This is a genomic window from Klebsiella sp. A-Nf5 (genome assembly GCF_002810545.1).
GTDB classification, from domain to species: domain Bacteria; phylum Pseudomonadota; class Gammaproteobacteria; order Enterobacterales; family Enterobacteriaceae; genus Klebsiella; species Klebsiella variicola.
This window is the reverse complement of record NZ_PIOG01000068.1, coordinates 60,621-82,211: the sequence shown is the minus strand read 5'-3', so window position 1 is coordinate 82,211 and position 21,591 is coordinate 60,621. Positions and strand designations below refer to the sequence as shown.

At 58.6% G+C, this 21,591-nt stretch carries 21 protein-coding genes; 13 read left to right on the top strand and 8 right to left on the bottom strand.

From position 1 onward, the window contains the following. Nucleotides 1–9 precede the first annotated feature (9 nt). The 5 genes from ubiI (at nucleotide 10) to CWM53_RS07515 (ending at nucleotide 7,027) form a co-directional block, all read left to right on the top strand. Entirely contained in the window at nucleotides 10–1,212 is a 1,203-nt protein-coding gene (ubiI, locus tag CWM53_RS07535; protein ID WP_100675790.1) for an FAD-dependent 2-octaprenylphenol hydroxylase, read from the top strand. Nucleotides 1,213–1,634: 422 nt separating this feature from the next. Next, nucleotides 1,635–2,729 carry a glycine cleavage system aminomethyltransferase GcvT gene (gcvT, locus tag CWM53_RS07530; RefSeq protein ID WP_008806440.1) on the top strand — a complete coding sequence of 365 codons (1,095 nt, stop codon included), beginning with the start codon at nucleotides 1,635–1,637 and terminating at the stop codon, nucleotides 2,727–2,729. A 24-nt stretch (nucleotides 2,730–2,753) separates the two neighbouring features. Next, nucleotides 2,754–3,143, top strand: coding sequence for a glycine cleavage system protein GcvH (gene gcvH / locus CWM53_RS07525; protein WP_023290979.1), 390 nt, complete (start codon nucleotides 2,754–2,756; stop codon nucleotides 3,141–3,143). Nucleotides 3,144–3,349: 206 nt separating this feature from the next. After that, complete coding sequence (gene gcvP, locus CWM53_RS07520; RefSeq protein ID WP_074387606.1) at nucleotides 3,350–6,223, top strand: aminomethyl-transferring glycine dehydrogenase; 2,874 nt, start codon at nucleotides 3,350–3,352, stop codon at nucleotides 6,221–6,223. Nucleotides 6,224–6,283: 60 nt separating this feature from the next. Continuing rightward, nucleotides 6,284–7,027, top strand: coding sequence for an SDR family oxidoreductase (locus CWM53_RS07515; protein WP_074387607.1), 744 nt, complete (start codon nucleotides 6,284–6,286; stop codon nucleotides 7,025–7,027). A 197-nt stretch (nucleotides 7,028–7,224) separates the two neighbouring features. On the opposite strand, the gene CWM53_RS07510 is transcribed toward CWM53_RS07515, so the two are convergent. The 6 genes from CWM53_RS07510 to CWM53_RS07485 all read right to left on the bottom strand — a co-directional run bounded on the left by CWM53_RS07510 (nucleotide 7,225) and on the right by CWM53_RS07485 (nucleotide 13,155). Next, complete coding sequence (locus tag CWM53_RS07510) at nucleotides 7,225–7,728, bottom strand: protein disulfide oxidoreductase (RefSeq protein ID WP_100631275.1); 504 nt, start codon at nucleotides 7,726–7,728, stop codon at nucleotides 7,225–7,227. Beyond that, nucleotides 7,718–8,329: a DsbA family protein gene (locus CWM53_RS07505; protein ID WP_100730032.1), complete on the bottom strand. Its 612-nt coding sequence runs from the start codon at nucleotides 8,327–8,329 to the stop codon at nucleotides 7,718–7,720. Before CWM53_RS07505 ends, CWM53_RS07510 begins: the two co-directional genes overlap by 11 nt. A gap of 1 nt (nucleotide 8,330) precedes the next feature. After that, nucleotides 8,331–10,340: a protein-disulfide reductase DsbD family protein gene (locus CWM53_RS07500; RefSeq protein ID WP_100730033.1), complete on the bottom strand. Its 2,010-nt coding sequence runs from the start codon at nucleotides 10,338–10,340 to the stop codon at nucleotides 8,331–8,333. 49 nt (nucleotides 10,341–10,389) lie between these two features. Next, the gene (locus CWM53_RS07495) at nucleotides 10,390–10,749 is read right to left on the bottom strand and encodes a copper resistance protein (RefSeq protein ID WP_100675795.1); all 360 of its coding nucleotides are present in this window, start codon (nucleotides 10,747–10,749) and stop codon (nucleotides 10,390–10,392) included. A gap of 124 nt (nucleotides 10,750–10,873) precedes the next feature. Further along, complete coding sequence (gene bglA / locus CWM53_RS07490; protein WP_074387612.1) at nucleotides 10,874–12,307, bottom strand: 6-phospho-beta-glucosidase BglA; 1,434 nt, start codon at nucleotides 12,305–12,307, stop codon at nucleotides 10,874–10,876. Between the two features lie 119 nt (nucleotides 12,308–12,426). After that, nucleotides 12,427–13,155, bottom strand: a complete 729-nt coding sequence (locus CWM53_RS07485; protein ID WP_061156320.1) for a MurR/RpiR family transcriptional regulator — start codon at nucleotides 13,153–13,155, stop codon at nucleotides 12,427–12,429. Between the two features lie 50 nt (nucleotides 13,156–13,205). Between CWM53_RS07485 and yqfB the strand changes: the two genes are divergently transcribed. Further along, nucleotides 13,206–13,517: a N(4)-acetylcytidine aminohydrolase gene (yqfB, locus tag CWM53_RS07480; protein WP_100730034.1), complete on the top strand. Its 312-nt coding sequence runs from the start codon at nucleotides 13,206–13,208 to the stop codon at nucleotides 13,515–13,517. Nucleotides 13,518–13,680: 163 nt separating this feature from the next. After that, nucleotides 13,681–14,340 (top strand): PAQR family membrane homeostasis protein TrhA, encoded by a 660-nt coding sequence (gene trhA, locus CWM53_RS07475; RefSeq protein ID WP_061153356.1) that lies wholly within the window; start codon nucleotides 13,681–13,683, stop codon nucleotides 14,338–14,340. A 177-nt stretch (nucleotides 14,341–14,517) separates the two neighbouring features. On the opposite strand, the gene ygfZ is transcribed toward trhA, so the two are convergent. After that, on the bottom strand, nucleotides 14,518–15,501 hold the full coding sequence (gene ygfZ / locus CWM53_RS07470; protein ID WP_100631278.1) for a tRNA-modifying protein YgfZ: 984 nt from the start codon (nucleotides 15,499–15,501) through the stop codon (nucleotides 14,518–14,520). Nucleotides 15,502–15,746: 245 nt separating this feature from the next. Here ygfZ and sdhE point away from each other — a divergent pair, with 245 nt between their 5' ends. Continuing rightward, a complete protein-coding gene (gene sdhE, locus CWM53_RS07465; RefSeq protein WP_043520925.1) occupies nucleotides 15,747–16,013 on the top strand; it encodes an FAD assembly factor SdhE in 267 nt (88 codons plus the stop codon). Then, nucleotides 15,994–16,404, top strand: coding sequence for a protein YgfX (locus CWM53_RS07460; protein ID WP_002916310.1), 411 nt, complete (start codon nucleotides 15,994–15,996; stop codon nucleotides 16,402–16,404). Before sdhE ends, CWM53_RS07460 begins: the two co-directional genes overlap by 20 nt. Nucleotides 16,405–16,410: 6 nt before the next feature. On the opposite strand, the gene fldB is transcribed toward CWM53_RS07460, so the two are convergent. After that, nucleotides 16,411–16,932, bottom strand: a complete 522-nt coding sequence (gene fldB / locus CWM53_RS07455; protein ID WP_008806427.1) for a flavodoxin FldB — start codon at nucleotides 16,930–16,932, stop codon at nucleotides 16,411–16,413. A gap of 100 nt (nucleotides 16,933–17,032) precedes the next feature. Between fldB and xerD the strand changes: the two genes are divergently transcribed. The 4 genes from xerD (at nucleotide 17,033) to prfB (ending at nucleotide 21,588) form a co-directional block, all read left to right on the top strand. Beyond that, nucleotides 17,033–17,929: a site-specific tyrosine recombinase XerD gene (xerD, locus tag CWM53_RS07450; RefSeq protein WP_043876074.1), complete on the top strand. Its 897-nt coding sequence runs from the start codon at nucleotides 17,033–17,035 to the stop codon at nucleotides 17,927–17,929. 22 nt (nucleotides 17,930–17,951) lie between these two features. Further along, nucleotides 17,952–18,665: a bifunctional protein-disulfide isomerase/oxidoreductase DsbC gene (dsbC, locus tag CWM53_RS07445; RefSeq protein ID WP_061153358.1), complete on the top strand. Its 714-nt coding sequence runs from the start codon at nucleotides 17,952–17,954 to the stop codon at nucleotides 18,663–18,665. 5 nt (nucleotides 18,666–18,670) lie between these two features. After that, nucleotides 18,671–20,404, top strand: a complete 1,734-nt coding sequence (gene recJ, locus CWM53_RS07440; RefSeq protein WP_074387616.1) for a single-stranded-DNA-specific exonuclease RecJ — start codon at nucleotides 18,671–18,673, stop codon at nucleotides 20,402–20,404. Between the two features lie 85 nt (nucleotides 20,405–20,489). After that, a protein-coding gene (gene prfB / locus CWM53_RS07435; protein WP_100631279.1) for a peptide chain release factor 2 occupies nucleotides 20,490–21,588 on the top strand; the annotation gives its coding sequence in 2 pieces (ribosomal slippage) (nucleotides 20,490–20,564 and nucleotides 20,566–21,588; 1,098 coding nt in all). The last annotated feature ends 3 nt before the right edge of the window (nucleotides 21,589–21,591 follow it).

Here is a 21,591-nt window from a genome sequence, read left to right as displayed (position 1 = left end):
GAGTAAAACGTGCAAAGTGTTGATGTTGCCATTGTTGGCGGTGGAATGGTGGGACTGGCGGTAGCCTGCGGTTTACAGGGCAGTGGCCTGCGCGTCGCGGTGCTGGAGAAAGCAGCGCCGCAGCCTCTGGCCGCCGATGCGCCGCCGGCGCTGCGCGTTTCGGCGATCAATGCTGCCAGCGAAAAGCTACTGACTAAGCTGGATGTCTGGCATGAGATCGTCGCCCAGCGCGCCAGCTGCTATCACGGTATGGAAGTGTGGGACAAAGACAGCTTCGGCCGCATTAGCTTCGATGACCAGAGCATGGGCTTCAGCCATCTGGGCCATATTATTGAAAATGCCGTGGTGCATCACGCATTGTGGCAGAGAGCGCAGCGCTGCGCTGACGTCACCCTGCTGGCGCCTGCGGAGCTGCAGCAGGTAGCGTGGGGTGAAAACGAAGCCTTTCTCAGCCTGCAGGACGGCAGCATGTTGACCGCGAGGCTGGTGGTTGGCGCTGATGGCGCGAATTCATGGCTGCGTAATAAGGCCGATATTCCGCTGACCTTCTGGGATTACCACCATCATGCGCTGGTGGCGACGATACGCACCACTGAGCCGCATCAGGCGGTGGCACGCCAGGCGTTCCATGGCGAGGGTATTCTGGCCTTCCTGCCGCTGAGCGATCCGCACCTGTGCTCGATCGTTTGGTCGCTGTCGCCAGCGGAAGCGAAGCGGATGCAGGAGGCTGATGAAGCCACCTTCAACCAGGCGCTGAATATCGCCTTCGATAATTGCCTCGGCCTCTGCCAGCTGGCAAGCGAACGTGAAGTCTTCCCGCTGACCGGCCGCTATGCCCGTCAGTTTGCCGCCCACCGCCTGGCGCTGGTCGGCGATGCCGCGCATACCATCCACCCGCTGGCCGGGCAGGGGGTGAACCTTGGCTTTATGGATGCCGCCGAGCTTATCGACGAGCTGAAGCGCCTGCACGCGCAGGGGAAAGATATCGGCCAGCATTTATATCTGCGCCGCTACGAGCGCAGCCGCAAGCACAGCGCCGCGCTGATGCTGGCGGGTATGCAGGGCTTCCGCGAAATGTTCTCCGGTAGCCATCCGGCGAAGAAATTCCTCCGCGATATGGGACTCAAACTGGCCGATACGTTGCCAGGCGTGAAACCGCAGCTGATTCGCCAGGCGATGGGTCTCAACGATCTCCCCGCCTGGTTACGTTAACCGCGTCACACTTCTTTTACCCGGCCTGCGCGCCGGGTTTTCTCCCTCATTTGAAATATTCTAATTTCACCTCTTTTTTCGCATTAGTTTTATTAATGCTCTCTTTTTTTTGTTAAAGAAATTAGGGCCGTAAAATCGCATAAAACACCATCATTGCCTTATCGATGAAAGCTTGATGTTAATTTTATGCGGCATAAATCGCTTTTTTCCAGTCAATAACTCTGTAGGCTTTTCGGCGGATTTTAGTCATAAGCTAATGTGATGCCCTGAATGAGCTTATGGTTTAGCGCCGGGTTCGGTGGTAAGTTCAGGCAAAAGAGAACGTTTGCGTCGGCGTCCGTCAGCGGTGCCGTCGCCGAATTTCGTGGCGCAAAATCGCCGACAATCTCGTGGCTGGTTCCGTTTTATTCGATGAGGAAAAGATGGCTCAACAGACTCCGTTGTATGAACAACACACGCTGTGCGGCGCTCGCATGGTGGATTTCCATGGCTGGATGATGCCGCTGCATTACGGATCCCAGATTGATGAGCACCACGCGGTGCGCGGCGATGCAGGGATGTTCGATGTGTCGCATATGACCATCGTCGATTTCCACGGCAGCCGGATCCGCGAGTTCTTGCGCTATTTGCTGGCCAACGATGTGGCGAAGCTGACCACCCCAGGCAAAGCGCTCTACACCGGCATGCTGACCGCCTCCGCCGGCGTCATCGATGACCTGATTGTTTATTTCCTTTCTGAAGATTATTTCCGCCTCGTTGTTAACTCCGCCACCCGCGAAAAAGACCTCGCCTGGATCTCCGAACAAGCTGAACCCTACGGCCTTGAAATTACCGTTCGCGACGATCTGTCGCTGATCGCGGTCCAGGGTCCGCAGGCGAAAGCGAAGGCGGCGACGCTGTTCACCGACGCTCAGCGTCAGGCTGTGGAAGGCATGAAGCCGTTCTTTGGCGTGCAGTCCGGCGACTTGTTTATCGCCACCACCGGTTATACCGGCGAAGCGGGTTATGAAATTGCGATGCCGAACGAGCAGGCGGCTGATTTCTGGCGCGGTCTGCTGGACGCCGGCGTTAAGCCGTGTGGTCTTGGCGCGCGCGACACCCTGCGCCTGGAAGCCGGGATGAACCTGTACGGCCAGGAGATGGACGAAGGCGTCTCGCCGCTGGCGGCGAACATGGGCTGGACTATCGCCTGGGAGCCCGCCGATCGTAACTTCATCGGCCGCGAAGCGCTGGAAATGCAGCGCGAAAAAGGCACCGAGCAGCTGGTGGGCCTGGTGATGACCGAGAAAGGCGTCCTGCGCGGTGGCCTGCCGGTACGTTTTACCGATAGCGACGGTAATCAAAAAGAAGGCATTATCACCAGCGGCACCTTCTCGCCGACGCTGGGCTACAGCATCGCGCTGGCTCGCGTGCCGGCCGGGATTGGCGACACCGCGGTGGTGCAAATTCGTAACCGTGAAATGCCGGTAAAAGTGACTAAACCTGGTTTTGTACGCAATGGCAAAGCCATTGTGTGATTTCCCTTTTTTGGAGATGAATTGATGAGCAACGTACCAGCAGAACTGAAATACAGCAAAGAACACGAATGGCTGCGTAAAGAAGCGGACGGCACCTATACCGTCGGGATCACCGAGCACGCGCAGGAGCTGCTTGGCGATATGGTTTTCGTTGACCTGCCGGAAGTGGGCGCCACCGTTGAAGCGGGCGCCGATTGCGCCGTTGCTGAATCCGTGAAAGCGGCTTCTGATATCTACGCGCCGATTAGCGGTGAAATCGTTGCCGTCAACGAAGAGCTGAACGACTCTCCGGAACTGGTCAACAGCGACCCGTATACCGACGGCTGGATCTTCAAAATTAAAGCCAGCGACGAAGCGCAAGTTGCCGCGCTGCTGGATGCGACCGCTTATGAAGCTTTATTAGAAGACGAATAAATACGCTTCATCCTTCACGCTGCAGAGGCGTTGGCTTCCTGGCTCCCCCCGGTCACTTACTGTTGTAAGCCCCCGGGGAGTCGCTGTGTCGCCGCCTTCCTGCAACGCGAATGATTTTGCGTATTCTGGCCCGGTAAGCATCAGCGCTTGCCGGGCAAACCAGTCAGACAATCACGATTCACCGCACGTTTCAGGAACCATCGCTCATGACTCAGACTTTAAGTCAGCTTGAAAACCGCGACGCCTTTATTGAACGTCACATTGGCCCGGACGCTCAGCAGCAGCAAGAGATGCTGAAGACCGTCGGCGCGGATTCGCTTAACGCCCTGATTGGCCAGATTGTGCCGCAGGATATCCAGCTGGCGACCCCACCGCAGGTGGGCGACGCGACTACCGAATTCGCCGCGCTGGCGGAGCTGAAGGCGATTGCCGGTCGCAACAAGCGCTTCAAGTCTTACATCGGCATGGGCTATACCGCCGTGCAGCTGCCGCCGGTCATTCAGCGTAACATGCTGGAAAACCCGGGCTGGTACACCGCCTATACCCCTTACCAGCCGGAAGTCTCCCAGGGCCGTCTGGAATCGCTGCTCAACTTCCAGCAGGTCACGCTGGATCTGACCGGGCTGGATATCGCTTCCGCTTCGCTGCTCGATGAAGCCACCGCCGCCGCCGAAGCGATGGCGATGGCCAAACGCGTCAGTAAACTGAAGAACGCCAACCGTTTCTTCGTTGCCGCCGATGTCCATCCGCAAACCCTGGACGTGGTGCGCACCCGCGCGGAAACTTTCGGCTTCGACGTGATTGTCGATGACGCCGACAAAGTGCTCGATCACCAGGATGTCTTCGGCGTGCTGCTGCAGCAGGTGGGCACCACCGGTGAAATCCACGATTACAGCAAACTGATCGCCGAGCTGAAAGCGCGCAAAGTGATTGTCAGCGTCGCCGCTGACTTTATGGCGCTGGTGCTGCTGACGGCGCCGGGCAAGCAGGGCGCGGATATCGTCTTCGGTTCCGCCCAACGCTTCGGCGTGCCGATGGGCTACGGCGGCCCGCACGCGGCCTTCTTCGCGGCGAAAGATGAATTCAAACGCTCCATGCCGGGCCGGATTATCGGCGTATCGAAAGATGCGGCGGGGAATACCGCGCTGCGCATGGCGATGCAGACTCGCGAGCAGCATATCCGCCGCGAGAAAGCGAACTCCAACATTTGTACCTCGCAGGTTCTGCTGGCCAACATCGCCAGCCTGTACGCGGTATTCCACGGCCCGGCGGGCCTGAAACGTATCGCTGGCCGCATTCATCGCCTGACCGACATTCTGGCCGACGGCCTGCAGAAGAAAGGGCTGAAGCTGCGCCATGCGCACTACTTCGACACCCTTTGCGTCGAAGTGGCGGATAAAGCCGCGGTGCTGGCGCGTGCCGAAGCGCTGCAGATTAACCTGCGTAGCGATATTCACGGCGCGGTGGGCATTACGCTCGATGAAGCGACCACCCGCGAAGATGTGCTGAACCTGTTCCGCGCCATCGTCGGCGACGATCACGGTCTGGATATCGATACTCTGGATAAAGACGTGGCGCTGGATAGCCGTTCGATCCCGGCGGCGATGCTGCGCGACGATGCGATCCTCACCCATCCGGTGTTTAACCGCTACCATAGCGAAACCGAGATGATGCGCTACATGCACGCCCTGGAGCGTAAAGATCTGGCGCTGAACCAGGCGATGATCCCGTTGGGCTCCTGCACCATGAAACTGAACGCCGCGGCGGAGATGATCCCGATCACCTGGCCGGAATTTGCCGAGCTGCACCCGTTCTGCCCGGTCGAGCAGGCGGAAGGTTATCATCAGATGATCGCCCAGCTTTCTGACTGGCTGGTTAAACTGACCGGCTATGACGCCGTCTGTATGCAGCCGAACTCCGGCGCGCAGGGCGAGTATGCTGGCCTGCTGGCGATTCGCCACTATCACGAGAGCCGCAACGAAGGCCATCGCGATATCTGCCTGATCCCAAGCTCCGCGCACGGCACCAACCCGGCTTCCGCGCAGATGGCGGGTATGCAGGTAGTGGTGGTTGCCTGCGACAAAAACGGCAACATCGATCTTGCCGATCTGCGTGAAAAAGCAGAGCAGGCAGGGACGAATCTCTCCTGCATCATGGTCACCTATCCGTCGACCCACGGCGTGTATGAAGAGACCATCCGTGAAGTGTGCGAGATAGTGCATCAGTTCGGCGGCCAGGTTTACCTCGACGGCGCCAACATGAACGCCCAGGTCGGGATCACTTCTCCGGGCTTTATCGGCGCTGACGTTTCGCACCTCAACCTGCATAAAACCTTCTGCATTCCGCACGGCGGCGGCGGCCCGGGTATGGGCCCAATCGGTGTGAAAGCGCACCTGGCGCCGTTTGTACCGGGCCACAGCGTGGTACAGATTGAAGGCATGCTGACTCGTCAGGGGGCGGTCTCCGCCGCGCCGTTCGGCAGCGCTTCCATCCTGCCGATCAGCTGGATGTATATCCGCATGATGGGCGCGGAAGGACTGAAACAGGCGAGCCAGAACGCGATCCTTAACGCCAACTATATCGCTACCCGTCTGAAAGATGCCTACCCAGTGCTCTATACCGGTCGCGATGGTCGCGTGGCGCACGAATGTATTCTCGATATTCGCCCGCTGAAAGAAGAGACCGGCATCAGTGAACTGGATATCGCCAAGCGTCTGATCGACTTTGGTTTCCATGCGCCGACCATGTCCTTCCCGGTTGCCGGGACGCTGATGGTTGAGCCTACGGAATCGGAAAGCAAGGTCGAGCTGGACCGCTTTATTGACGCGATGCTGGCGATCCGCGCGGAAATCGATCGCGTTAAAGCTGGTGAATGGCCGCTGGAAGATAACCCGCTGGTGAACGCGCCGCACACCCAGGGCGAGCTGGTGAGCGAGTGGAACCATCCGTACAGCCGCGAGCTGGCGGTATTCCCGGCAGGGTTGCACAACAAGTACTGGCCGACGGTAAAACGTCTGGACGATGTCTACGGCGACCGTAACCTGTTCTGCTCCTGCGTCCCGATGAGCGAATACCAGTAAGTGGTGAATTAGCTAAACTTTTAAAGGCGCTGCGGCGCCTTTATTTTTTGGAGGGAAGGTATGGCGATAGCTCTGATTAGCGGCGCGAGCCGCGGAATAGGCCGGGCGACGGCGCTGCTGCTGGCGCAGGAAGGGTATACCGTCGCGGTCAATTACCATCACAACATTAAAGCCGCCACCGAAGTGGTCAATACCATTGTTGAATCTGGCGGCAAAGCCACGGCGCTGCGGGCGGATATCAGCGATGAAGCGCAGGTGATGGCGATGTTTGAGGCGATTGACCGTATGGGCGAACCGCTGACGGCGTTGGTCAACAATGCCGGGATCCTGTTTACCCAATGTACGGTGGAGAGCCTGAGCGCCGAGCGTATTAACCGCGTGCTGGCCACCAACGTCACCGGCTACTTCCTCTGCTGCCGTGAGGCGGTCAAGCGTATGTCGCATCGGCATGGCGGCAAGGGTGGGGCGATAGTTAACGTGTCGTCGGCGGCGTCGCGCCTTGGCGCGCCGGGGGAGTACGTTGACTATGCCGCTTCAAAGGGAGCGGTAGATACCCTGACCACCGGGCTGGCGCTGGAGGTGGCGGCGCAGGGGATCCGGGTGAACGGCGTGCGTCCGGGGCTGATTTATACCGAAATGCACGCCTCCGGCGGCGAACCAGGACGCGTGGATCGAGTGAAGCATTCGCTGCCGATGCAGCGCGGCGGCCAGCCGGAAGAGGTCGCTCAGGCCATTGCCTGGCTGCTGAGCGACAAAGCGTCGTATGTGACGGGCAGTTTTCTTGAACTGGCGGGGGGGAAATAACCCGCTGATGTCAATTGCCCGGCGGCGCTGCGCTTGCCGGGGAAACCTTTCCGGATAGCGGCTACGCCTTATCCGGGCTACCCAACGATGCGTACCCGTAGCCCGGCTGAGCGCAGCGCGAGCCGGGGAAACCTTCCCGGATGGCGGCTACGCCTTATCCGGGCTACCCAACAACGCAAGCCGGGGAAACCGACGATCTACCAGGAGGCCAGCCACAGTCTCAGACGCATTCCCCAACTGCTGGTCCAGCCGGTGGTAACCGACTTCACCTCGCCTTGAGAAATGAACACCAGCGTTGGCGTCACCTGCACGTCCCACTGCCGCGCCAGCTGGCCGCTTGGATCATTCACCGTCGGCAGCGCCATTTTCTTCCTTGTCAGCCACTTCTCCAGCGCGGCGTTATCGCCGGAACGCAGGGCTACCGTTAGCACATTGCCGCCGTCGGCGGCGAGCGATGCCACCGACGGCGTGGTATAGCGACAAACCCCGCACCAGGTCGCCCAGACGTACAGCAGTAGCGGCTTTTGCTGGCTCATGGCGTTCAGATCCAGCGTCCTGCCGTCGAGGGTTTGTAGCGGCGTGGCGCTGACGTTTTGCGGCAACGCGGGCTGGCGGAAATAATCTACCGCCAGGCTCACCGCCGCGCCAATCAGCAGCCACACCGCCAGCTCGCGCAGCCAGCGCCTGATTTTACTGGCCACGGGCTTTCGCCAGATGTTCTTTCACCAGCCCGTCCAGCTCATCAGCAGGGATCGCGCCGGCCACCATCTGATCGCCGATGATGGTTGCCGGGGTGCCCTGAATATTCAGCACCTGCGACAAAATTAGGTTCATCTTCAGCGAGTCCATGGTCTTGTCATCGACACTGACGCTATCGGTGGCGGTTTTCTTCTGCGCCGCGGCGATACTGGCGTCATCGTGATAGCCCTTTTTCGCCATCAGCCGCTGATGCAGCGCCCAGAACTTATCGGGCTGTTGACGCCAGGTGGAGAGCGCGGCTTTAGCGGCATTCACCGAACTCTGCCCTTTAAACGGCAGCAGCTTAATGATGAGCTGAATGTCCGGATTATCGTGGACGATTTTTTCCAGCATCGGATCAAACTGTTTGCAGTAAGGGCAGTTGTAATCGGTAAATGAGACGATCGTGAGCTTTGGTTCTTTCGCGCCGGTGCGCGGGCTGTTCGGATCGTTAAACAGCAATTGGGCTAACTGGTCATTACCGTTTGCTTGCGGTTCTTCCGCCGGGGCGGCGAAGCTGAAGGCCGATACGCACAGCAGCAATAAGGCGGTGATAGCTCTCATGTTATTTTCCTTTAGCGGCGGACAGGGTGGCGAGAAGGTGTTCGCGGTCTAACAGCGCAGGCAGGATCTGTCCCTGCGGCAATCCCGGTCCGTAAATCTGGTTAAACGGCACCGCGGCGCTGCCGCGAGCGGTTAAAAACTGACTAATCGTGGCGGAGGGGCGGCTCCAGTCGCCGCGTAAGGCGACCACGTTTGGCGCTAACAGCGCCCGCTGGACGTCATCGCGCAGCAGCACGTTGTATTTATTGGCTTTACAGGTCACGCACCAGTCGGCGGTGACATCAATAAATACCCGTTTATGCTCCGCAAGGGCGTTAGCGATAGCCTGCTCGCTGAGCGGCTGCCAGTTAACCCGGTCGCGGCGCGGGCCCTGGCCGTCCTGTTGGGCGACAAAGGCGACGGCGCCCGCCACCACGATGGCCAGGGCGCTCGCGCGCAGCGCCGTACGCCAGCGGTAGCGCCAGGCGGTGGCCAATAGCAGGCCGATGGCCAGAATCACCAGCAGGGTAAGCACCGGCGTGCGGCCGATGTGGATCGTCAGCAGGCTGACCAGCCATAGTGCTGAACCAAGCATCATTAGCCCCAACACCACGCGCAGATGATTCATCCAGCGGCCTGGACGTGGAAGTCGTTGCGCCAGCCCCGGCCAGGCGACAATAAGCAGCCACGGCAGGCTCATGCCGATCCCCATGGCGAAGAAAATCCCCCACAGCAGCGGCAGCGGCGCCACCAGCGCCACCGACACGGCGGTACCGAGGAACGGCGCGGTACAGGGCGTCGCCAGCAGGGTGGCGAAGGCGCCCTGCCAAAAATGGCCCATCAAGCCGTTGCCGCCGCGGGTGGCGAGGAAGGTACTGGCGCTGGAGGAGAGACGGATTTCGAACAGCCCCAACAAACTGGCACTGAACAGCACCATCACCAGCGCCATCGCGCCGATAAACCACGGGTTCTGGAACTGGATCCCCCAGCCGAGCGCCTGATTACCTAAACGCAATAGCGTCATCATCAAAGCCAGCGCCAGGAAGGAGACGACGATCCCGCACACCGAGGCAAGGAACTGTCGCCGCACCGCGCCGCGTTCGCGACGTTCGGTTTGCACCAGCGAGCCGAGCTTCATCGCCAGCACCGGCAGCACGCAGGGCATGACGTTGAGAATGAGCCCGCCGGTCAGCGCCATCAGCAGCACCCAGCCTAAGGCCAGCCCCGGCGCCGCACTGCCGGCGGCAATGGCAATATGGCTTTCCTGCGCCTGGCCGCTATCGGCCAGCACCAGCGACAGCGTTTCACCGCTCAGGTCCGGCGCCGCCTCGCCCCAGCTGTCGGTGACCGGTAAGGTGGCGGTCAACGTATCGCCGCGGCTGGTAAAGCTCGGCTTGCCGAAATCGACATCCTCCATGCTGTCGATAAACAGCGCTGGCTGCTGCCAGCCGGCATCTCGGCGGGCGGTCACCGTCAGTTTGCCGCTGACGTAGCTGGCGCTAAGCGCCGAGGTGAGACCGTCGCGCAGCGGCAGCGTGCCCATCGCGCGGGTGAAATCGTAATTAAATTGCTCTCCCGCCGGAGCCGTCATATCCAGCGAAAAGGGGTAGTCAGTGAGAATGCAGACATTGCTGCAGGTAGAGAGCGTCAGGACGCCGCTAAGCGTCGGCGGTATTTTCCCGCGCAGGGTTATCGGGAAGCTGACGTCGCCGTGATACCCCTGAGTGGAAATACCCGCGACGTCGAAGCGTTGCGGCGTCGGCCAGCGCCAGTTCACCTCCAGCGGCGTGCGCCAGGCGATAGCCGGCGCGATGCCGCCTTCGCCCGGCGAACGCCAGTAGGTTTTCCAGCCTTTTTCCAGCGCCACGTCTAAAAGCAGGCGGGTGTCGCCATTGCTCTCGGTTTGCGCCCGCAGGCGCACGCTGGCGTGTTGATTGTCGGCGACGCGCAGCCAGCCGCTATCGGCGGCCTGGCTGACGGGCAGCCATAGCCAAAGCAGGCAGACCAGCAGTCGCCTGAATACCATAAACATAAATTTTCTCCGTAAGTAATAAATTAACCTGAGCTGTCAGGAGAATTAATCACTCACGGAAGACGCATAATCGCAGATGCACCCGCAATCGGGGTGAGGAGATAACGCGGGGAGGCCACTGGCGTTCGATACGCGGCGGGATCGCCGCCAGCACCGCCAGCAGCAGAGTGATAGCCAACAGCGCCCCTTCAAACAGCATCGGCGGAACGGCCATCAGCGACTTGGCGCTGAGCTCGCACGGCGTGACCGGCGCCTCGGCCTTATCCTGGTTTTGCTGTAGCGACGGGCTGTCGGCGGTGAGGTTCATGACCAGCGCGTGCATCCCGGCCATCCGCTGGGCGGTGCAGGTCAGCACCACCAGACAGGCCAGGAGGACAAAAAGAATGGCTTTGCGTTGTCGCTTAATCATGATCGCCTCAAATATTCACGCGGCCTATCTTATCGGGCGAACGCGTTTTGGCAATGGTAAAGCTGTAAAGAAGTGTCTGGCGGATAAGTGATTTGCCCCCTCCCGGCCGGGAGAGGGCGGTCAGTTACAGATTCTCGCCGTTGCTGGCGATGACTTCTTTGTACCAGTTAAAGCTCTTCTTGCGCGAGCGGGACATATCGCCGGTGCCGTCGTCGTGTTTATTGACGTAGATGAAGCCGTAGCGTTTGCTGTACTGTCCGGTGGTGAAGGAGACGCAGTCGATGCAGCCCCATGGGGTATAGCCCATCAGATCGACGCCGTCATAAGTCACCGCTTTAATCATCTCTTCGACGTGAGCGCGCAGATAATCGATGCGGTAGTCATCGTTGATGCTGCCGTCGGCTTCGACTTTGTCGTAGGCGCCAAAGCCGTTTTCCACGATAAACAGCGGCTTCTGGTAGCGCTCATACAGTTCGCACAGGGCGTAGCGCAGGCCAACCGGGTCAATCTGCCAGCCCCAGTCGGAGGCTTTCACGTGCGGGTTCGGCACGCTGCCTTCGAAGCCGGAAATGGCGTCGCCGGTACCGCCTTCGGCTTTCACCGCGTTGGTCATGTAGTAGCTGAAGCCGAGATAGGCGCAGGTGCCTTCGCGCAGGATCTGCGCATCGCCGTCTTCCATTTTGATGTTGAAGCCACGGCGTTCCCATTCATTCAACACATAGCTCGGGTAGTAACCGCGCAACTGGACATCGGTAAAGACGTAGCGTTCGCGCATCGACTCCTGGGCGAACATGACATCTTCCGGTTTGCAGGAATAAGGGTAGAGGGCGACCATCGCCAGCATGCAGCCGACCTGCATATCCGGGTTGATACGACGGGCCGCTTTCACCGCCAGCGCGCTGGCGACAAACTGGTGATGCAGCACCTGGTACATGGTCTCTTCCGGATTTTCATGCTCGGTATAGACCACGCCGGAACAGCAGTAGCCGAACAGCGGCGCGCGCCAGTTGCGCTGGTTATTGATCTCGTTAAAGGTCATCCAGTATTTCACTTTGTGCTTATAGCGCTCGAAGACCACTTCGGCGAAGCGCACAAAGAAATTGACCACTTTGCGGTTGGTCCAGCCGCCGTACTGCTGTACCAGATGCAGCGGCATTTCAAAGTGGGAAAGGGTGATCACCGGTTCGATGTTGTACTTCAGCAGTTCATCGAACATGTCATCGTAGAATTGCAGCCCTTCTTCATTCGGCTGAGTTTCGTCGCCCTGCGGGAAGATGCGGGTCCAGGCAATAGAGGTGCGGAAGCACTTGAAGCCCATCTCGGCGAACAGCTTGATGTCTTCTTTGTAGTGGCCGTAGAAATCGACCGCTTCATGATTAGGGTAATATTTACCCGCTTCGACCTGGTGGGTGATTTCGCGCGGTACGCCGTGCGCCCCGCCGGTTAAAACGTCGCAGATGCTCGGGCCTTTGCCGCCTTTATTCCAGCCGCCTTCAACCTGATGCGCGGCGACCGCGCCGCCCCATAAAAAGTCTTTTGGAAGAGTCAATTTTTTCATCTTTGCTAATCTCTCTGAATCACTATTGCGATTGAGTCTAGCAAAGCGAAATTGAATGTCACGATATAACAAATCCCGCCAAACGTAATATGTTACATCGAAAAAACAGGCTGTTATTTTTAGCTGATTTTGCGCGCTAATTTACGTCCCAGCGATTCAAGGATATAGATCACCGGAATTTGCGTCGTAATATCGTAGACGCCGCCAATACGCGTCTGCGGCACGTGCCACGAGAGATTGAAATCAGCCAGTTTCGCCAGCCGCGAATGCTCGTGGCTGGTAATCGACATCACCTTGCAGCGGTGCAGGCTGAACTGGCTGGCGAAGCGCAGGATCTCTTCGGTTTCGCCGGAGACGGAAAGCACGATCGCCAGCGCGTTACGGGCCATATCATTGGTTACCGGGAAATAGGGGTCGTCAATATGGTTGCTGAATTTACCGACGTTGGAAAAGAAGCGTGCGCCATATTTCGCCAGCGCGCCGGAGGTGCCGGCACCGACGAAAATAATACGTTCGGAGGCGAGAATAATATCGACCGCCTGTTCGAGTAACGCATCGAACTCGTCATTATTGACGCTTTTAAAAAAGCTCATTATTTCGCTGGCGCCGATATTTGCCTGTTGAGGCTCATTCTGCTCAAGATATAATTTAAAGCGTACGCGAAATTCAGAGTAGCCCTCGCACTGCAGTTTGCGGCAGAAGCGCAACACGGTGGTGGTGGAGACCCCGGCGGCTTCGGCCAGTTCGCGGATGGTCATGTACATCACTTTGTCACGATTCTTAATGACGTAGTGGTAGACCATCATCTCAAGATTATTGAGACTGGCGACAGCGGCGTGGGAGAACATACTCACAGTGGCGAACTCACAATTCATAATGACCAGGACGGAATTATATCATGCAGGCCAATGACATTACCTTTTTTCAGCGCTTTCAGGACGACATCCTCGCCGGGCGCAAAACGATTACCATCCGCGATGCGGCGGAATCGCATTTTAAACCGGGTGACGTCCTGCGCGTTGGGCGCTATGAAGATGAAGGCTATTTTTGCACCATCGCCGTGACCGCCACCTCGACGGTGACGCTCGATACGCTAACTGAACAGCATGCCCGGCAGGAGAATATGACCCTCGAACAACTGCGGCAGGTGATTAGGGAAATCTATCCTACGGAAGAACGGTTTTATGTTATTGAATTCAAACGCCTTTAAATAAAAGCAGCACAGCTGTTAGTTGAAATAATATTGTAACATTATGATTTTAATGTATTTACAAATATACATCGTTTTATTTTAGCTAACAGGTGTTCACTGGAATCATTCTCAGTTACCCTAAGTGGGCAATGAAAGCGTTCTTGTTTTCACGGAGTCAAATATGGTGCGCAAACCATTAATCACTCAGGGATATTCTCTGGCAGAGGAAGTTGCCAACAGTATCAGTCACGGGATCGGGCTGGTGTTCGGTATTGTCGGCCTCGTGTTGCTGCTGGTGCAGGCGGTAGACACGAACGCCAGCGCAACGGCGATCACCAGCTACAGCCTGTACGGCGGCAGCATGATTATGCTGTTCCTCGCCTCCACGCTCTATCACGCTATCCCGCATCAGCGGGCGAAACAGTGGCTGAAAAAGTTCGACCACTGCGCTATCTACCTGTTGATTGCCGGGACCTACACGCCGTTCTTGCTGGTGGGGTTGAATTCACCGCTGGCGAAGGGGCTGATGATCGTCATCTGGAGCCTGGCGCTGCTGGGGATCCTGTTTAAGCTGACCATCGCGCACCGCTTTAAAATTTTGTCGCTGGTGACTTATCTGACCATGGGCTGGCTGTCGCTTATCGTGGTCTATCAGCTGGCAGTGAAGCTGGCGGTGGGCGGCGTAACGCTGCTGGCGGTTGGCGGGGTGGTGTACTCGCTGGGGGTCATCTTCTACGTCTGCAAACGCATTCCCTATAACCACGCTATCTGGCACGGCTTCGTGCTCGGCGGAAGCGTGTGTCACTTCCTGGCGATCTATCTTTACATCGGTCAACACTGACAAAAAGCCCCAACAGGGGCTTTTTGGTGACTCGTTCTGACTACTTCCACGGTGGCGCTACGCTTACCGTGGCTACGATACTCTGCGACCTGGAAATCCCACGGTGGCGCTGACATTCTGCGGCCTGGTAGCCTGGCTAAGGCGCAAGCGCCGCAAGCCGGGAATCATGACGCCTTACTACTCTTCTTCCAGCGAATAGGGCAACGGTTCGATGCGCAGGCTGCCGGCATCGTCGCGCACGCGGAACACGCTGTCCGGCTCCATATCGTTATTCATCACCACCTGCACCAGCAGACGGCCATCATCCAGCTGAACCGCCGCCAGCACCGTCCCGGTGCGGCGCCAGTTGTCGCCCATTTTCAGCTCCAGATCTTCCCCGGCTTCCGGCACCCGGCTGGCGGTCCCTGACAGCGTCCACAGCGCGCGCTTATTGGCGCCGCGGAATTTCGCCCGCGCGACCATTTCCTGGCCGGTGTAGCAGCCTTTCCTGAAGCTGATACCGCCCAGCGCCTGCAGGTTGGTCGCCTGCGGAATGAACTGCGCGCTGTTGGCGCTGTCGATAACCGGCAGACCGGCTTCAATATTCAGCGCCAGCCACTGCTGGCTGTTGTTGAGCTGTGCTTCGCCGCGCAGCGCGTCGGTAACACGGTTAGCGGTGTCGACATCAGTCACCAGCAGGAAGCGTTCGCCCGGATGGTCAAACCACAGCAGGCTGGTGGCGCCTTCGCTGACCACCGGGGTGGCCGCGTCGGGCAGGGCGGCGAACAACGGCGCCAGCGCGGCGCGCGCCTGGAAGCCGGCCACCCCCAGCAGGACCAGATCGTCGTTGGCGGCGATGGTGACTTTAGAGAAGACGGCATATTTTTTCAGTTCGGTCAGCTGCACGTCGCGCAGGCTGCGGCGCTCGATCCATGCGAAGCCGCCGTCGCGGCGGAACACGCGCAGGTTGCTCCACATCTTGCCTTTGGCGTCACAGTGGGCGGCAAGCAGATGCTGAGCATCGGTGAGACTGCTCACATCGGCGGTAATCTGGCCCTGCAGATATTTTTCGCTATCCGGCCCGCTAATCGTCGCCAGCGCCCAGTCATCCAGGGTCATCAGCGTTAACGGCAGACGAGCGGAAGAGGAAGGCTGACGCGGAGGAAAAGGTGTAAAAGCCATAGTCATATCCTGAATCGCTTAACGCAGTGTGTGTGACCAATGGTAAAAGAGCTATAGTGCATTGCAAGTGCTTTCAACAGGCCATTTGTGCGCTGGCGTGAGACAGCCGCCTGACGCAGGGAATCAATAAGCCCATCATTATTTTATGGTTTTTATGGAATGATGCTCGCATTCAGCGATATTCCTGTAAAGTTACGGCATAAAACGGGTTAAACTAACCTATATTTTGCTGCTGGAAGGTCAACATGGACATTAACAATAAAGCACGTATCCACTGGGCATGCCGCCGCGGGATGCGCGAACTCGACATCTCCATCATGCCGTTCTTTGAGTATGAGTACGATACGCTCAGCGATACTGACAAACAGCTGTTCATTCGCCTGCTGGAAAATGACGATCCGGATCTGTTCAACTGGCTGATGAACCACGGCAAACCGGCCGATGCGGAGCTGCAGCGGATGGTAACCTTAATTCAGACACGGAATCGGGAACGTGGTCCTGTGGCAATCTGATCTCCGTATCTCCTGGCGCGCGCAGTGGTTTTCCCTGCTGCTCCACGGCGTTGTGGCGGCGCTGGTGCTGCTGGTCCCCTGGCCGCTGAGCTACACCCCGATCTGGCTGCTGCTGTTGTCGCTGGTGGTGTTTGACTGCGTGCGCAGCCAGCGGCGGATCCATGCCCGTCGCGGAGAGATAAAACTGCTCACCGATTCCCGTCTTCGCTGGCAAAACGCCGAATGGGAGATCCTCGGGACCCCGTGGGTCATCAATAGCGGTATGCTGCTGCGGTTACGCCATGTCGATACCCGGCGCGGGCAGCATTTGTGGCTGGCGGCGGATAGCATGGATGCCGGAGAATGGCGAGATTTGCGCCGGCTGGTGCTGCAAAAACCGGCGCAGGAGTAAGCGGCGTCAGGAGAAGTGTTCGGCCATTTCGCCGAGGATCTGCTCGCACCAGCTCTGGATGCGCTCGTCGCTCAGGTCGTACTGATTGGTTTCATCCAGCGCCAGGCCAACGAACAGTTGGCCATCGGCGATAACCGGTTTTGGACTGGTGAACTCATAGCCTTCGGTTGGCCAGTAGCCGACAAATTTCACGCCTTTGGTCGCCAGCTTGTCGTGCAGCATGCCCAGTGCGTCAAGGAACCATTCACCATAGCCCAGCTGATCGCCCATGCCGTACAGCGCGACGATTTTGCCTTCCAGGTCCAGGGTATCCAGTTGCTCCCAGACCGCCTCCCAGTCTTCCTGAATTTCGCCGAAATCCCAGGTCGGGATGCCGAGGATCAGTACGTCGTACTGGCTCATCAGCGCGGGGGAATCGTCTTTCAGATTGTGCAGCGTCACCAGCTCGGGGCCGATGATATCGCGGATTTTCTCCGCAGCCATTTCGGTGTAGCAGGTACTGGAGCCGTAAAAAAGACCTATATTCATCGCGTAAACGTCTCAATTCTTGCCGTGAATTGCGCCCAGTGTACCAGAAAGGCGGCCTCTTAAGGCATAATGAGACCGTATAACGAACAAAGAGGCCGATGTGAAACAGGATCTGGCACAAATCGAACAGTTTCTCGATGCCCTTTGGCTGGAGCGGAATCTGGCGGAGAATACGCTCAGCGCCTACCGTCGCGATCTGACGATGTTAGTCGAGTGGCTGCACCATCGCGGCCTGTCGCTGGTAAGCGTCGGCAGCGACGATCTGCAGGCGCTGCTGGCCGAGCGGCAGTCCGGCGGCTACAAAGCCACCAGCACCGCGCGGTTGCTCAGCGCCGTGCGCCGGTTCTTCCAGCATCTGTATCGGGAGAAAATTCGCCCGGACGATCCCAGCGCGCTGCTGGCTTCGCCGAAGCTGCCGCAGCGGTTGCCGAAAGATCTCAGCGAGGCGCAGGTTGAACGCTTGCTGCAGGCGCCGCTGGTGGAGCAACCGCTGGAATTACGCGATAAGGCGATGCTGGAGGTACTGTATGCCACCGGCCTGCGCGTCTCGGAGCTGGTTGGCCTGACGATGAGCGATATCAGCCTGCGTCAGGGCGTGTTGCGGGTCATTGGTAAAGGCAACAAAGAACGGCTGGTGCCGCTGGGCGAAGAGGCGGTAATGTGGGTGGAAAATTACCTCGAATACGGTCGCCCGTGGCTGCTGAACGGCGTGGCGTCGGATGTATTATTTCCCAGCCAGCGCGCGCAGCAGATGACGCGCCAGACCTTTTGGCACCGCATTAAACACTATGCCGTCCTGGCGGGGATCGACAGCGCGAAGCTCTCCCCGCACGTATTACGCCATGCCTTCGCCACGCATTTGCTCAATCACGGCGCCGACCTGCGCGTGGTGCAGATGCTGTTAGGACACAGCGATCTCTCCACCACGCAGATCTACACCCACGTGGCGACCGAGCGTCTGCGACAACTTCATCAACAGCACCACCCGCGGGCGTGAGTGCTGAACAAAAGGACTGAGTATGAAAAAAGGTTTATTGATGTTCACTCTGCTGGCGGCCTCGCTTTCCGGCGCGGCGCATGCCGATAGCGCGGCGATCAAACAGTCGCTGGCGAAGCTGGGTGTGCAGAGTACCGATATCCAACCGTCGCCGGTTTCCGGGATGAGCACGGTGTTGACCGACAGCGGCGTCCTGTACGTCACTGACGATGGCAAACACATCATCCAGGGGCCGATGTACGATGTGAGCGGCGCGCAGCCGGTCAACGTCACCAACCAGTTGCTGGTCGGTAAGCTGAACGCGCTGAGCAACGAGATGATTGTCTATAAAGCGCCGAAGGAGCAGCACGTCATTACCGTCTTTACCGATATCACCTGCGGCTACTGCCATAAACTGCACGAGCAGATGAGCGACTACAACGCGCTGGGCATTACCGTGCGCTATCTGGCCTTCCCGCGCCAGGGGCTGCAAAGCCAGGCCGAGCAGGACATGAAAGCCATCTGGTGCGCGAAAGATCGCAACAAAGCGCTGGATGACGCTATGAACGGCAAAGGCGTACAGCCGGCAAGCTGCAGCGTGGATATCGCCAAACATTACACACTCGGCGTGCAGATGGGCGTCAACGGTACCCCGGCGATGGTCCTCAGCAACGGTATGGTGTTGCCGGGCTATCAGGGGCCGAAAGAGCTGAAAGCGTTCCTCGACGAGCATAAAAAACAGACAAGCGGTAACTGATTCGCGTGAAACAACAGATACAACTACGCCGCCGTGAGGCGGTTGACGGCGTCGATCTCCCCGCCGACCTGCCGCCGCTGCTGCAGCGGCTGTACGCCAGCCGCGGGGTGCGCAGTGCGCAGGAGCTGGAGCGCAGCGTCAAAGGCATGCTGCCGTGGACGCAGCTCACCGGTGTTGAAAAAGCGGTTGAGATGCTGCACGACGCTTTCGAGAATGGGTTGCACATTGTCGTGGTCGGCGATTTTGACGCCGACGGCGCCACCAGCACCGCGCTCAGCGTGCTCGCCTTACGTGCGCTGGGCTACGGCAACGTCTCCTATCTGGTGCCGAACCGTTTTGAAGACGGCTACGGCTTAAGCCCGGAAGTGGTCGATCAGGCGCACGCCCGTGGCGCGCAGATGATCATGACCGTCGACAACGGCATTTCGTCACATGCCGGCGTCGACCATGCCCATGCGCTGGGCATTCCGGTGCTGGTGACCGATCACCATCTTCCGGGCGAGACGCTACCGGCGGCCGAGGCCATCGTTAACCCTAACCTGCGCGAGTGTGATTTCCCCTCGAAATCACTGGCCGGGGTCGGGGTGGCGTTCTATCTGATGCTGGCGCTGCGTACCTTCCTGCGCGATAAAGGCTGGTTCGACGCCCGCGGTATCGCCGCGCCAAACCTGGCTGAGCTACTGGATCTGGTGGCGCTTGGCACCGTCGCGGACGTCGTGCCGCTGGATGCCAATAACCGCATTCTGACCTGGCAGGGATTAAGCCGTATTCGCGCCGGTAAATGTCGCCCAGGCATTAAAGCGCTGCTGGAAATTTCCAACCGCGATCCGCAAAAACTGGCCGCCAGCGACCTCGGTTTCGCCCTCGGGCCGCGCCTGAACGCGGCGGGGCGGCTGGACGATATGTCCGTCGGCGTGGCGCTGCTGCTGTGCGATAACATCGGCGAAGCGCGCGTGTTAGCCAATGAGCTCGATGCGCTTAATCAGACGCGCAAAGAGATTGAGCAGGGAATGCAGGCCGAGGCGTTGACCTTGTGTCAGCAACTGGAGCGCAGCAGCGACACCCTGCCCGGCGGGCTGGCGATGTATCATCCGCAGTGGCATCAGGGGGTAGTCGGCATTCTCGCCTCGCGGATTAAGGAGCGCTTCCATCGCCCGGTTATCGCTTTTGCGCCTACCGGCGACGGCACGCTCAAAGGCTCCGGACGCTCCATTCAGGGGCTGCACATGCGCGATGCGCTGGAGCGCCTGGATACGCTCTATCCGGGGCTGATCCTGAAGTTCGGCGGCCACGCGATGGCGGCGGGCTTATCGCTGGAAGAGGCGCGCTTTGAGGAGTTTCAGCAGCGCTTCGGCGAGCTGGTGACCGAATGGCTGGATCCGGCATTATTGCAGGGCGAGGTGGTCTCCGACGGCCCGCTGGCAGCGGCGGAGATGAGCATGGAAGTGGCGCAGATGCTGCGCGATGCCGGACCATGGGGGCAGATGTTCCCGGAACCGCTGTTTGATGGCCGTTTTCGCCTGCTGCAGCAGCGGCTGGTAGGCGAGCGTCACCTGAAAGTGATGGTCGAACCGGTTGGCGGCGGCCCGCTGCTGGACGGTATTGCTTTCAACGTTGATACTTCCATTTGGCCGGACAACGGCGTGCGCGAAGTGCAGTTAGCCTACAAGCTCGACATCAACGAGTTCCGCGGCAACCGCAGCCTGCAGCTGATCATCGATCACCTCTGGCCAAATTGACAACAGTGTATGAATAAGGGCGCGAATCCGGTAGAATTCCGCTCTTATCACCGCATTTTGACAAATCCATTAAAAGAAACCGACCATGTTTGAAATAAATCCGGTAAAAAACCGCATTCAGGACCTCACGGAGCGCTCCGACGTTCTTAGGGGGTATCTTTGACTACGATGCCAAGAAAGAGCGTCTCGAAGAAGTAAACGCCGAGCTGGAACAGCCGGACGTCTGGAACGAACCTGAACGCGCCCAGGCGCTGGGTAAAGAGCGTTCTTCCCTGGAAGCCATCGTGGATACCCTGGATCAGATGTCCCAGGGGCTGGAAGACGTGGCTGGTCTGCTGGAGCTGGCGGTTGAAGCCGAAGACGAAGAGACCTTCAACGAAGCGGTTGCTGAGCTGGACGGGCTGGAAGAGAAGCTGGCGCAGCTTGAGTTCCGCCGCATGTTCTCCGGCGAATACGACAGCGCCGATTGCTACCTCGACATTCAGGCCGGTTCTGGCGGCACCGAAGCCCAGGACTGGGCCAGCATGCTGACGCGCATGTACCTGCGCTGGGCGGAAGCGCGCGGCTTTAAGACCGAAATCATCGAAGAATCCGAAGGTGAAGTCGCGGGCATTAAATCCGTGACCATCAAAATCATTGGCGATTACGCCTATGGCTGGCTGCGTACGGAAACCGGTGTTCACCGCCTGGTGCGTAAGAGCCCGTTCGATTCCGGCGGCCGTCGCCATACCTCCTTTAGCTCGGCGTTCGTTTATCCGGAAGTGGATGACGATATTGATATCGAAATTAACCCGGCCGATCTGCGTATCGACGTTTATCGCGCGTCCGGCGCCGGTGGACAGCACGTTAACCGTACGGAATCCGCGGTGCGTATCACCCACATTCCGACCGGCTTAGTGACGCAGTGCCAGAACGACCGTTCGCAGCACAAGAACAAAGACCAGGCCATGAAGCAGATGAAAGCGAAGCTTTATGAGCTGGAAATGCAGAAGAAAAATGCCGAGAAGCAGGCGATGGAAGACAACAAGTCCGACATCGGCTGGGGCAGCCAGATCCGCTCTTACGTGCTGGACGACTCGCGTATTAAAGATCTGCGTACCGGGGTGGAAACCCGCAACACTCAGGCGGTGCTCGACGGCAGCCTGGACCAATTTATCGAAGCAAGTTTGAAAGCAGGGTTATGAGGA